Source organism: Altericista sp. CCNU0014 (genome assembly GCF_044923475.1).
In the GTDB taxonomy this organism is placed as follows: domain Bacteria; phylum Cyanobacteriota; class Cyanobacteriia; order Thermosynechococcales; family Thermosynechococcaceae; genus JAAURS01.
In genome coordinates, this window is sequence record NZ_CP137338.1 from 2,244,613 (window position 1) to 2,257,098 (window position 12,486).

Genomic DNA, 12,486 nt, shown 5'->3' on the forward strand with positions numbered 1-12,486 from the left:
CATGGATAATCATCCTATCAAGATTTTATTGGTTGAAGACAACCCTGGAGATGTTCTCCTGCTCGAGGAAACGCTGTCAGATATCGCTCACTTTAGATTGGAACTGTCCCATGCCGAACGACTATCCCAGGCTCTCCATCGCCTGGAGGCGGAAACCTTCGATGTGATTCTTCTAGACCTGCTTTTGCCCGATAGCGAGGGGCTGGAAACTTTTCTCCAAATTTACGATCGAGCTCCCCTGACGCCTATTGTCGTGTTGACGGGGATGGCAGATGAAACCCTGGCCCTTCGCGCGATGCAGGCCGGAGCGCAAGACTACCTGGTCAAGGGGCGCACGAGTAGCAGTGATTTATTGATGCGCTCCATTCGCTATGCGATCGAACGCAAACGTAATGAAGCTGCTTTATACCAGCGGGAACAGGAATTCAGAACCCTGACCGAAAACGCACCCGACATCATTGCCCGTTTCGATCGGAATCTGCGGCACCTCTACGTCAACCCGGCAGTAGAAGCGGTAACGGGATTGTCGGTGCGGGACTTTTTGGGTAAAACGAACCGAGAGTTAGGCATGCCTGAGGCTTTAGTAAAGCAGTGGGAAGAAGCTTTGGAGCAAGTATTTGAGACCGGAGAACAGGTCTCGATTCAATTTGAATTTCCCACATCGAGCGGGCTCAAATACTATCAGTCCCGTTGCGTGCCGGAATTTGCCTTGAATGGATCTGTGGAGTCCGTATTGGCCATTACGCGGGACCTCACCGAGCAAAAGCAGCTAGAATCGCAACTCCTTCGCGCTCAGAGGATGGAGAGTTTGGGTACCCTCGCCAGCGGCATTGCCCACGACATGAACAATATCTTGACCCCCATTCTGGCGATTGCTCCCCTCCTGCCCCTCAGCCTTCCGCCCCTCAACGAACAGAGTCGACAATTACTGAACATACTGGAGGAGAATGCCAAGCGGGGAGCTGACTTGGTCAAACAAATTTTGACCTTTTCTCGCGGGTTGGAAGGGGAGCGCGCCCCCATTCAGGTCAAACACCTGCTTGGGGAGCTAGAGCAAGTCATGCACAGTACCTTTCCCAAGTCCATTACAATCGTTTGCAACATCGCCACGGAAGATTTATGGTTGGTTTCAGCTGATGCGACCCAATTGCATCAGGTTTTTATGAACTGCTGCGTTAACGCTCGCGATGCGATGCCCCAAGGTGGCACCTTAACCATTTCTGCCGAAAATAGGGCGATCGATGAAATCTACGCGCGAATGAATCTGAACGCTAAGGTGGGTCCCTATGTCGTCATTACCTTTACAGATACGGGTACGGGAATCTCTGCCGAACACATCGATCGGATTTTTGAGCCATTTTTTACGACCAAAGCCTGGGGAGAGGGGACGGGATTGGGGCTTTCTACCGCCATGGGAATTATTAAAAACTATGGCGGATTTATCAGCGTCAATAGCGAGGTTGATAAAGGGACGCAACTTCAGGTCTTTTTGCCAGCCATTGAAGGAATTGAAACGCCCGTGCCAGAAAAGCAAAACCGTTCTTTGGGTCGAGGAGAACTCATTCTTGTGGTAGATGATGAAGAAAATATTCGCGAAACCCTCAAAATAACGTTAGAAATTCAGAACTATAGAGTGCTAACGGCTAACGACGGAATCGAGGCGATCGCCGCTTACGCCCAGCACCGGAATGACATCGAGGTCGTGTTAATCGATATGATGATGCCTTTGATGGGAGGGGCTGAAGCGATTCGAGCGCTACAGCAATTCAATCCTCAGGTCAAGATTATTGCCTGTAGCGGGGTAGCCGTCAGCGATAGTTTTTTGAAAACGACTGGCGTAAAAGCCTTTTTAGCAAAACCTTTTACTGCCAGCGATTTGTTGAATGCCTTACATGGTGCGATCGCAGCAGAATAATGGATGGCGACGAGGTTTCAGCTTTTTCCGAACTCGCGAACCCAAACGACGAGATTAATTCGTTATAATAAGCCGATATGCCGGACTTTCGTCTTCTCCTTCCAATGTCGTAGTTTTCTATCGTCAATGCTAGTTATTACCTGATTAAAGAGGCAGAGAACGATTGGTTCCTAAATTCTGATACTGATTTCTTTTCCTCGATTTTCAGGTATTTCATGATCTTTAATTCCACTCCATCCGGCTCCGAAGCTGGAAAACCTCTGGCTTTTAACTGGGTAACGATCGCATTTGTTTTGACAATTCACGTACTGGCGCTTCTTTCTTTCTGGTTTTTTTCGTGGCCCGCCCTTGGATTGATGCTTTTCCTTCACTGGTTGATGGGCAGCCTTGGCATTTGTTTGGGCTATCACCGTCTCTTATCTCACCGAAGTTTACGAGTTCCTAAGGCGATCGAATATTGCTTTGCTACTTTGGGTGCGCTTGCGTTGCAGGGCAGCCCGATCTCCTGGGTAAGCGCGCACCGATTGCATCACGCTCACACCGAAGATACAGAACGAGACCCCTATTCAGCTAAACGCGGTTTTTGGTGGAGCCATATGTTTTGGATGTTTTATCGCCGACCGCAGTTTTTCGATTATAAATTCTACAAACGATACGCTCCCGATTTACATCGGCAAGCTTTCTACCGCTGGCTGGATCGCTATCATTTCTTGCTGCAGATTCCGTTTGGAGTTGGGCTGTACCTCCTCGGCGGCTGGTCTTTCATAATCTATGGATCAATGCCACTGAAATAAGGAGACAAAAAAATCTGCAAGGCATGATTTAGAAGCATCATAGCCTTACAGACCAAAATAATACCTCCTTATCTTATGCTGAATCGTGCCGAAATTCTCAAGCAGCAGTTCAATCAGAGTATTGGATTACCTTGGTTGAAGATATTGCCAGCGTCGCGGATTGAAGAAATTTTAGTAGAAGAAAATATTCAGTATCGAAACTGTGTGTATACGCCGATTGTGACGCTATGGGCACTCCTGTCTCAAGTTTTAGACCCGGATAAAAGCCTCAGCAATGCCGTCAAACGGATTACGGCTTGGGTGGGAGCGGCAGGCGGAGACAGCCCCTCCCCTGATACTGGAGCCTATAGTAAAGCCCGTCAACGATTGAGCGAAAGCGTCTTGCAGCGTCTGATTCCCGATACGGCGGAGTCGTTAGAACAAACGATTCCCTCGACCGAACAATGGTGTGGACTTCGGGTGCGGGTCTATGACGGTACCACAGTGCTGATGAGCGATACGCCTGCCAACCAAGCCGATTATCCTCAACACAGTAACCAAAAGCCAGGGTGTGGATTTCCCATCGCCAAGCTTGTGGTGGTCTTCTCCTTAATGACAGGTGCGGTTGTGTCGGCTTGCGTGAGCTGTTTTAAGACCAGTGAGCTGGAATTGAGTCGTCTGCTGTATGCGGACTTAGTGCCTGGGGATGTAGGGCTCGGCGACCGAGCTTATGGAACTTTTACAGATCTGGCCTTAGTCCAAGCCCAGGGCGCTGATGGGGTGTTTCGTAAGCATCATGCCCGTCATAGCGATTTTCGTCGAGGTCAGAAGCTGGGTATTGGAGACCATGCTGTTCGATGGCATAAACCTTCCAAACCTCCTCAACACATGAGTGAGGAAGACTTTAGCCAGTTGCCAAAGTTTTTAGATGTTCGCGAGGTGTCTATCCTAATCCGTCGTCCAGGTTTTCGAGACCTACGAATCATTATTGTCACGACTTTACTCGATGCCAAACGCTATAGTGCCAAGCAGTTAGGTCAACTCTACGGTCTGAGATGGCAGGCGGCTGAGGTTAATTTACGACATCTCAAAACCACCTTGGGTATGGAGATGCTCAGCGCCAAAACCCCGCAAATGGTGCGCAAAGACCTCTGGGCACATCTATTGGCCTACAATCTCTTGCGAACCGTCATGCTCCAGACAGCGCAATCCTCAGAACAAGCCCTATCTCGACTGTCGTTGCAGGGAACTCGACAGCAGTTCCTACAAACAATAGGGTTGTTGGCAATTACAACGCAAAAGATACAGCAAAATTTGTATCGAGTTCTAATGGAGGTTGTAGCAAAGGACTTGCTGCCTTTGAGAGTTTTTCGGTCTGAACCCAGAGTGCTAAAACGTAGGCCAAAGCCATTTGCGCGAATGAATAAACCTCGTGCTGTTCTCAAAGCTGCTCTAGTAAATTGATTTAGCTTATTTCAGTGGCATTGATCTATGGATTGTTCCTTCGCGCCGTTTTGCTGTGGCACAGTACTTGGTTGATCAATTCAGCCGTTCACATGACTGGATATCGCACTTTCAACACGAATGATAATTCCCGCAATCTCTGGTGGGCTGCGCTGCTAACCTACGGGGAAGGATGGCACAACAATCATCACGCGCATCCAAATGTAGCGAAGGCAGGGCTGAAATGGTGGGAGATCGATGCCACATGGGCGGTAATTCAGGTCATGATGTGTGCGGGATTGGCAAAGAGTGTCGTACTTCCATCGCAGTTAATGTAAATCAAAAAATGCGACTTTTTCGGATTTGGAATTGTTAGAGATTTACAGCCAAAGCTGCTGCAAAACTGGCCAGTAGGGCTATTATCAAAATCGAGGCGCACCAACGAGCGAGCTTCCACCCGCCAATTAAAGCTGCCAGTAAGGCTTTGACTGCCGTATTGACCATCGCTGCAATCAAAATGCCCGTTGCACCTACCGACAACGGTAAATTTCCCTTGGTTGCTTGTGCCAAAGAAAGACTCACCGCATCGACATCGCTAATGCCGGAAAGCGCAGAGAGTCCGTAGATTCCAGCATTCCCAAACCAGGCTTCAACGGCACGAATGAGAATAAACAACAAGGCGAGAAATCCCGAAAAGCCCAAGGCCGAACCTAATTCAATCGGATTTCTGAGGGGAACGTCTGCTGTTGTTTCTTCCGCTGGCTTGCGGAGGGCGATCGCTGCGGCTGCAAGCAGCGGAACTGCGGCCAACAAGGCAATGGGCGCCGTAATGAGGGGCATCAGAGCTGAGTTTACGACTGAAACCTCTAGCAAAATCCGCAGGGCCATCGTGCCGGAGGCGAGAGAAATGCCCGCGCCCAAAAGTGCCAGGGAACCCTGACCGCGCTTTGCCATGCGGCCAAAACTGAGGGTAACGGCAGTGGAAGAAACGAGTGCCCCCAGCACGGCGGTTGCTAGAATACCCGCGCGGGGACCCAAAAAACGCATGGCAAAATACCCGGCGTAGGAAATACCAGCAATTAACAACACGAGTAACCCAATCGAGCGAGGATTGACCGCTTGCCAAGGGCCAAGGCTGCGGTTTGGCAACAGCGGCAGCGCCACAGCAGCAATCAGTAACAGTTGGATCGTGGCAATCAACTCCGAACGATCGAGGCGCTTTAAAGACTCGTGCAGTTCTTTTTTGAACCCCAGCAAAGCGACCGTCGTAACCGCAGCTGCGGCAGCTTCTGCGGTATGGCCTTTCCCGGCCAAGGCTCCTAGTACAAATGTAATTAACAACGCCAATTCCGACGTAATGCCATAGTCGTTTCCCTGCCGAGCCGTTATCACGTAGGCGGCAACGACCGTGGCAGCAAAGCCCAAAAAGGTAATGCCCAACAGAAAAATTCCGGTTTCCCCTGCCAAGAGCGCCGATAGTCCGCCCAATAATCCAGCGAAGGCAAAACTTCTAACTCCAGCGCTATTGATACCGTCGGGGCTTTCCCGGTCTTGCCAGCCTCTTTCCATGCCGATGATGAGTCCTAGGGCAAGGGCGATCGCAATTCTGGTTGCCACCATCAGATCCATCTCCACCTCCGAGGGACTCCCTACACTGAATTAATTGCACCAATATCCCATAGATAAATTGTATTACTGCGAGGTGGTACAGCTTCGAGCAAGCTATGATGCTGACTTAGCTCAGATGCGAGACATCGATCTAGAACCCCACGACACGCTGCGGTCATTGCGTGCATCGCTCGCGTGGGGTGACAGACCATTGCGACGGCATTGAAGCAGCGGAGCGAGAAAAATTGAGATCCCTGAGTCAATTTTGGCTAGATATATCTCACAATAAGGGTAGAGTTTAGTCGGAGCGACCGTTAGGCGATTTCTAGAAAAGAGAATACCGACTCTAGGGGTGCAAGGCCTTGCGCCCCTACAGAATGGTTGGTAGTTTCTATTTTGGAAATAGCCATTAAAGACTGGAATTGGGAGTACTGGTATCAGCCGAACCCTTCTAAAGCACCCTTAATGAAGCTGTTCCCTCAACTTAAATCGAGAACTGTCTCCAAATACGCAACCCGCAGCCTCGTCGCGATCGCAGGGTTGTGGTTCGGGCTGGATTTATCGGCCCGGCTGGGGGCAGAGTTGCTCTGGTTTCAGGAAGTCGGCTACCTGAGAATGTACCTGCTCAGGCTGACCGCCCAAGGGGTGCTGTGGCTCGTTACGTTTGCCCTCAGCCTTGGCTATCTATTCGGCAATCTCGCACTGGCTCAGCGCCTCAAATATGCCTACCCCAAGGAGCGCGATTTACTCCTTATAGAACGATCGCCCGCATCGACCCTCCGATTGCGATGGTTGCTGTTCTTCGTCTTGGGGCTGAGTCTGCTGGCGGGAACGATTTTGCTGCACTACGGTCAGGCATTGTTCGGCCAGTGGCATCCCGCCCTAGATCGGCCTACCGTTTCCCCCTCGATGCCCAGCTTGTTGAGACCTGAAACGCTTTGGCATTTAGGTGTTCAGAGCGTCTCTCAAGGATGGATCGCGATCGCGTTACTGGGGTCGGCGATTGCCGTTTTACGTTTCCCTCGATTTTGGCTGGCGGCCACTTCCATTGCCTTGAGCGGTTTGGTTAGCGTGACGCTGTCCCGCCAGTGGGTCAGGGTATTGCAATCGCTGCACGCGGTCCCGTTCGATCGAACAGAGCCTGTTTTTAACCAAAATATCAGCTTTTATATTTTTTCTCTCCCCGCCTGGGAACTCCTAGAGTTTTGGCTGGTGGGGGTGCTTCTGTACGCATGGATCGCTGCAACCTTAACCTACCTGCTGTCCGGTGACAGCCTGAGTCAGGGAAAGTTTGCCGGATTCTCCCCCGCGCAGGGAAGGCATCTGTGCGGGCTGGGCAGTGGCTTTTTGCTGGCGGTCGGCCTCAGCTTTTGGCTCGGTCGCTATCAATTGCTGTACTCTTCCAGAGGGGTTGCCTATGGAGCCAGCTTTACGGACCTTGCCGTACTGTTGCCCGCCTACACCGGACTTGCCGTCTTAACCTGGGCGATCGCGATCGGACTGTTCTGGCAATCGATCCGTCGCGGATCCAAACCCTTGACCGCAAAGTCGATGCTTTATGGCGCGGGGATTTACCTCGGTTCGATTGGCATCTCGATCGCGATTTTACCGATGGCGGTGCAGTCTTTTCTGGTGCAGCCTAACGAATTGGCACGGGAGCAACCCTACCTCCAGCGCACCATCGCCTTTACGCGTCAAGCCTTTGGCCTGGAAAATATTGAAACGCAAACCTTTAACCCCGCCGGACAGCTCACCTACGCCGACATCGAAGCCAACGACCTCGCCATTCGCAACATTCGCCTTTGGGACCAGCAGCCCCTCCTGGAAACCAATCGCCAGCTCCAGCAAATTCGCCTTTACTATCGCTTCCCCGATGCCGACATCGATCGCTATACCCTGCAGGTAGAATCGCCCTCCAATCCAGCCTCAAAGGCGACAGCGGCAGGTACGCCCCGCCCGCAGCCCCCCACTGCCGAGAGCCAGCAGGTTTTAATTTCTGCCCGCGAGCTGGACTACAGTGCGGTTCCGAAGGAAGCGCAAACCTGGGTCAACCAGCGAATGATTTATACCCACGGTTACGGGTTCACCCTCAGTCCGGTGAATCGTGCCAGCCCGGAAGGGTTGCCCGAATATTTGGTCAAGGATATCGGCGTGACCGAAGGCACTCCCCTGACGACCAGCAGCCCTGCGGTCAGGGCGAGCATTCCCATCGGGCAGCCCCGCATTTACTACGGCGAGCTATCCAATACCTACGTCATGACGGGGACAAAGGTGAAGGAGCTGGACTACCCCAGCGGCGACGAGAATGTTTACAACATCTATGACGGGCAGGGCGGCATTTCAGTTGCTTCGCCTTGGCGGAAATTTTTGTTTGCCAAATACTTGAACGACTGGCGGATGCTCCTGACACCGGAGTTTACCCCCAACACCAAACTGCTGTTTCGGCGCAATATCAACCAGCGAATCCGCGCGATCGCCCCGTTTCTGCGTTACGACAGCGACCCCTACCTCGTCGCCGCCAATGCCACCCCCGATCGCCCCAATAACCCCAGCCGCCTGTTCTGGATCGTGGATGCCTATACGACCAGCGATCGCTATCCCTACTCCGATGGCGGTAGCAATTCCCTCAACTACATCCGCAACTCCGTCAAAGTGGTTGTAGATGCCTATCACGGTTCCGTTGCCTTTTACATTGCCGACCCCAGCGACCCCGTGATCGACCGTTGGACGACTATCTTTCCCGATTTGTTTCAGCCCTTGAGCGCTATGCCTACCGCACTGCGCCAGCATCTGCGCTATCCCGTCGATTTTCTGAAGCTCCAGTCCGAGCGGCTGATGACTTACCACATGACCGACGCTCAGGTTTTCTACAATCGCGAAGATCAGTGGCAAATTCCTACGGAAATCTACGGCGACAAGCCGAGGGGCGTGGAGCCTTACTACCTCATCACCAGTCTACCCGGCGTTCAAACTGAAGAATTTATCTTACTGCGTCCGTTCACGCCAAAGGAACGCTCTAACTTAGTGGCGTGGTTGGCAGCCCGTTCTGATGGGGAGAATTACGGCAAATTGCTCCTCTATACCTTTCCCAAGCAGCGGCTAGTCTACGGGCCAGAACAGATCGAAGCGCGCATCAACCAAGATCCGGTCATTTCCCAACAAATTTCGCTTTGGAATCGCCAGGGTTCGAGAGCCATCCAAGGCAATCTACTGATTATTCCGATCGAGCAGTCTTTGCTCTACGTGGAGCCGCTTTACCTGGAAGCCACTCAGAACAAGCTGCCGATTCTGGCGCGGGTCATCGTAGCTTACGAAAATCGGATTGCGATGGCTCAAACTTTAAATCAGGCACTTCAGGCAGTTTTCAAAGTCAAAGAAACGCCTGTGGCTCCTCCTATCGTGAGATCGGTGGATGAGGCGATCGCGCCTTGATGTTCGATTCAGGCGCCTTGATGCTCGATTCAGTAACTCAAAAGAGGTTGTGGGGGTTCCTATTGCAATCTTTCTCGCCATTTATCGGGGGCTTGACGACCGTCAAAGATGGCGTAGACCACAACTTCTAAATCCGTTTCTTCATAAACAACTGAAAAGGGAAATCGCCGAACGACAGCGCGGCGATAATCTTTATAAATTGTCTGATAAAGCTTGGGATTGCGGCCGATCGATTGAAGACAGGCATCAACCGCTGTGATAAATTCGCGTCCTAATCCTATGCGTCGGCTCTCATACCATGCATAGCCTTGGTATGAGTCGTCTTCCGCTTCCGGGGTAAAGCGAATACTCTTAACCATGCCGTTCGATGATACGGCGTTGAACCTCTTCCCACGACCGACCTGATGTAGGGTTTGCTTGATATGCTGCCTTTCTGCGGTCAAGCTCCGCTTTTTGCCAGTCAGCGATCGGGATATCCTCTGGATTCAGGCTATCCCAAAGGTCTTGTGCAAGCAAAATTCGCTCAGAGGGACTGAGTTTAAGCAGATCGGCATGTTCAGTACTCAGCATGTTACTCGCCTTGTTATCTGTCTTTGTTGTAGCTCAAAAATGCTTACAGCTCAATCTTGTTGCTGGATAAAGAGCTGAACGTGCTTCAGAACTATCGGTAACGGGAGTGTCATCGCTGGATTTCGCGCCCGCGTGTTGCTGGTTTCGGCCCTGGGCTCGATCGCCCCATAACACTTGAAGAGATGAGTCAGGCAAGAAAGAATGATAAAAACGCTCATTTCTTTACACAATTCTGTTCCAAAAAGACTCAGTGCTACTTAATATTGAGCCATATTTATTTTTTGTACGAAGATAAATTTATTCCAGTAAGATTTATCTTGATGGCTATAATCTCAGCCGTCATTGTCAGCACGTCCATTGCATAGAAAGGGGATGGGGATGACTGTTCAAAACTCGGATGCAGATACCATAGAGGCGATCGCCACTCTCATCACCCGCCACATCGATCGACAGCAGGATAGCCTCAAACGGCGCGATCAACATCCCAAGCAGCACGGTTGCTTGATGGCTCGTTTTTGCGTGGAGCCGCACCTTTGGGAAAAACTGCCAGAGGCTTGCCGGGTCGGACTCTTCAGTCAGCCGCACACCTTCCCGGCTTGGGTGCGCTTTTCTACGCTCAGGGAACAGGATGATACGAAAGGCGATATCCACGGGATGGCAATTAAGGTCGTAGTGGAGGAAAATTCTGACGGATCGGAATCAGAAAGACAGACTAAAATCCAAGACTTTGTTTTCATCGACGCGCCGCGATTTTTTATAAAAGGAGTCCGACCTTACTTAGAACTGTTTCAGTTACTAGATTTGGTTGCCGCCTTAAAAGACCCCTCCATTACCGATCCGCCCGCTACAAACAAGCTCGTTTTGCGACTTAAGATTTTGATGGGTTTGCTGGCGTTTCTAATTCCCAGTCCGTACCCCCAGCAATGGCGCTTTCGAGAGGTTTGGATTCTAGTCAGCGCCAGGCTCCAAAAAAGGCTGTTTCGAATGTCTAGTCCCCTCGATCAGTCCTATTGGAGCACCACTCCTTACCGTTTGGGCAGTGCCGCCCAAGCCGTCAAGTACGTCGTGCGACCCAGCGCGATTAATAAAGCATCCAAACCCAAGCGTTATACGCCGAACTATCTGCGAGAAGCATTGATAGAACACCTCACCCACCACCAACAACAGGCTCGATTTGACTTTTACATCCAAGTTAAAGAAAATCCCACCTTGACCGATCTAGACGATTCCACTATCGAATGGAAAGACGTACCAGAGTATAAAGTCGCCACCCTTCAAATTCCACCCCAACAATTTTATGCGGAGCTAGAGCCTGTCTTCGGCGAAGATTTTTCCTTCACGCCCTGGCATTGTCTGCCGGAACACGAACCGCTGGGCAGCATGAATACCATACGCCAGCGCGTTTATTTCCAGGCGGCTGGGTACCGCAATAATCTCAACCAGGCAGCGGGGTTGCCTTCGCCCAAATCGCCCAAAGAACTCCCACGGAAGTTGCCCGTCGGACAAACTCCCCTCACTGTCATTTGTCCCTTGCGCCCCAACGCGCTTAATGCGCTCGAAGCCGAACTAGAGAACGTTTCCCAGCAGATAGAAGATCGCCGCGAGACCTATTTTGCAAAATCTCCCGCCACGCACTTTGCCCGCTGGGTGATTTTGGATGCTCCCGAGCAAAACGTCGCACCCCATCTGCTCTTTACCAGCAATCACGATGGCCCTGTGACAGACTACCTTCAAGAATTGGTCGAAACCATGGGTGCTGAGATGGATGCCATCTGGTGCCATTGCGAAGGCTTTAACCCCGGCGATGCCCTAGATGTCGAAACATTCGCGCAGTTCGTTCAGCGGTATTCCCTCAAGACCCAGGCCTTTTATGTGGGCTGTCGAGACGTTACAGCTCGGGAAATTTTAGCTGCCAAAACCTTGCGCCAGCGCGTCGATCGCCTGGCCCAAACCCACGCCGCCGCTCTGGAAGCTCCCCTCAAAGAACTGTCTGCCCTCACCCCAAGGCGATCGCCGGAACCGCCCTTTCCCTCACTGCTCTTGTCTTCGATCGGGCTTTTCAAAGCCCTCGCCTCTGGCTTGCAGGCTTGGGTCGGCATTTTCCCCAAACGCAATAACCCCGGCGATCGCTTCCCGCCGCAGCCCAGCCAAGTTGCCCGAATGCAAGCCTGCACTCAGGTCGAGGATCGCCTCGTCGCCAATGGAATTTTGCCCAATCAAATGACCACGCTCTCTCCCATTAAGTCCGAGTTTCATAAGCTGATCCTCAAAACAGTCCTGTGGTTGGTGAATCAGACCGCTAAAACCTCGCGGGGCACGCTCGTGGGAATTTCCACAATTCATTTTGCACGGTGGGTCATTGTCGATAAGGGTATTTTGAACGATACCCGGACTTCCTACCTCATTTTTGAAAGCAACTATCGGGGCAGTTGGGATAGCTACCTCGACGATTTTGTCTACAAAACCCTCATTCCGATGAACCTGATTTGGGGGAATTTAGAAGGCTTTCCCAGCAACGGCTGTCAGGATATTGAAATGTTCAAGCAGCACCAGCGCCCCCGCCAGTTTCCGGCCCAGGTGTATTACTGCGCCTACCCAGAACTATCGGTGCAGAATATTTTGTGCGATCGCGCCCTAGCCACAGCGATTCGGGATCTCAAAGACTACCTCAGCGGCGCTTACAGCCTTCTGTCGGCAGTCCAAGATCCCCTCTTGATGCGACTGGTGAAATCGATCGGTCAATAA

Annotated in this window: 9 protein-coding genes; 6 read left to right on the plus strand and 3 right to left on the minus strand. The window is 51.6% G+C overall.

Features of this window, described 5'->3' with window-relative positions; translation table 11 throughout:
* The first annotated feature begins 1 nt into the window (after position 1).
* The 4 genes from R6H26_RS10925 to R6H26_RS10940 all read left to right on the plus strand — a co-directional run bounded on the left by R6H26_RS10925 (position 2) and on the right by R6H26_RS10940 (position 4,469).
* Positions 2–1,915 carry a response regulator gene (locus tag R6H26_RS10925; RefSeq protein ID WP_404790480.1) on the plus strand — a complete coding sequence of 638 codons (1,914 nt, stop codon included), beginning with the start codon at positions 2–4 and terminating at the stop codon, positions 1,913–1,915.
* 215 nt (positions 1,916–2,130) lie between these two features.
* The gene (locus R6H26_RS10930) at positions 2,131–2,709 is read left to right on the plus strand and encodes a fatty acid desaturase (protein WP_404790481.1); all 579 of its coding nucleotides are present in this window, start codon (positions 2,131–2,133) and stop codon (positions 2,707–2,709) included.
* Positions 2,710–2,784: 75 nt separating this feature from the next.
* The gene (locus R6H26_RS10935) at positions 2,785–4,152 is read left to right on the plus strand and encodes an IS4 family transposase (protein ID WP_404783463.1); all 1,368 of its coding nucleotides are present in this window, start codon (positions 2,785–2,787) and stop codon (positions 4,150–4,152) included.
* A 14-nt stretch (positions 4,153–4,166) separates the two neighbouring features.
* Positions 4,167–4,469, plus strand: coding sequence for a fatty acid desaturase (locus R6H26_RS10940; protein ID WP_404790482.1), 303 nt, complete (start codon positions 4,167–4,169; stop codon positions 4,467–4,469).
* A gap of 34 nt (positions 4,470–4,503) precedes the next feature.
* Here the strand turns inward: R6H26_RS10940 and R6H26_RS10945 are convergent, their stop codons facing one another.
* Positions 4,504–5,751, minus strand: coding sequence for an MgtC/SapB family protein (locus R6H26_RS10945; RefSeq protein ID WP_404790483.1), 1,248 nt, complete (start codon positions 5,749–5,751; stop codon positions 4,504–4,506).
* A gap of 453 nt (positions 5,752–6,204) precedes the next feature.
* Here R6H26_RS10945 and R6H26_RS10950 point away from each other — a divergent pair, with 453 nt between their 5' ends.
* A complete protein-coding gene (locus tag R6H26_RS10950) occupies positions 6,205–9,171 on the plus strand; it encodes a UPF0182 family protein (protein ID WP_404791286.1) in 2,967 nt (988 codons plus the stop codon).
* Positions 9,172–9,230: 59 nt separating this feature from the next.
* Here R6H26_RS10950 and R6H26_RS10955 read toward each other — a convergent pair whose 3' ends face one another.
* Both R6H26_RS10955 and R6H26_RS10960 read right to left on the minus strand, forming a co-directional pair.
* Positions 9,231–9,530 carry a type II toxin-antitoxin system RelE/ParE family toxin gene (locus R6H26_RS10955; protein ID WP_404790484.1) on the minus strand — a complete coding sequence of 100 codons (300 nt, stop codon included), beginning with the start codon at positions 9,528–9,530 and terminating at the stop codon, positions 9,231–9,233.
* A complete protein-coding gene (locus R6H26_RS10960; protein ID WP_404790485.1) occupies positions 9,523–9,741 on the minus strand; it encodes an addiction module protein in 219 nt (72 codons plus the stop codon). The genes R6H26_RS10955 and R6H26_RS10960 overlap by 8 nt, the downstream gene beginning before the upstream one ends.
* A gap of 378 nt (positions 9,742–10,119) precedes the next feature.
* Between R6H26_RS10960 and R6H26_RS10965 the strand changes: the two genes are divergently transcribed.
* Complete coding sequence (locus R6H26_RS10965) at positions 10,120–12,486, plus strand: hypothetical protein (RefSeq protein WP_404790486.1); 2,367 nt, start codon at positions 10,120–10,122, stop codon at positions 12,484–12,486.

Excerpts from the sequence above, each read along its gene's own strand:
- R6H26_RS10925 (WP_404790480.1), top strand. The coding sequence starts at position 2 with ATGGATAATCATCCTATCAAGATTTTATTGGTTGAAGACAACCCTGGA.
- R6H26_RS10930 (WP_404790481.1), top strand. The coding sequence starts at position 2,131 with ATGATCTTTAATTCCACTCCATCCGGCTCCGAAGCTGGAAAACCTCTG.
- R6H26_RS10935 (WP_404783463.1), top strand. The coding sequence starts at position 2,785 with ATGCTGAATCGTGCCGAAATTCTCAAGCAGCAGTTCAATCAGAGTATT.
- R6H26_RS10945 (WP_404790483.1), bottom strand. The coding sequence starts at position 5,751 with ATGGTGGCAACCAGAATTGCGATCGCCCTTGCCCTAGGACTCATCATC.
- R6H26_RS10950 (WP_404791286.1), top strand. The coding sequence starts at position 6,205 with ATGAAGCTGTTCCCTCAACTTAAATCGAGAACTGTCTCCAAATACGCA.
- R6H26_RS10955 (WP_404790484.1), bottom strand. The coding sequence starts at position 9,530 with ATGGTTAAGAGTATTCGCTTTACCCCGGAAGCGGAAGACGACTCATAC.
- R6H26_RS10960 (WP_404790485.1), bottom strand. The coding sequence starts at position 9,741 with ATGCTGAGTACTGAACATGCCGATCTGCTTAAACTCAGTCCCTCTGAG.
- R6H26_RS10965 (WP_404790486.1), top strand. The coding sequence starts at position 10,120 with ATGACTGTTCAAAACTCGGATGCAGATACCATAGAGGCGATCGCCACT.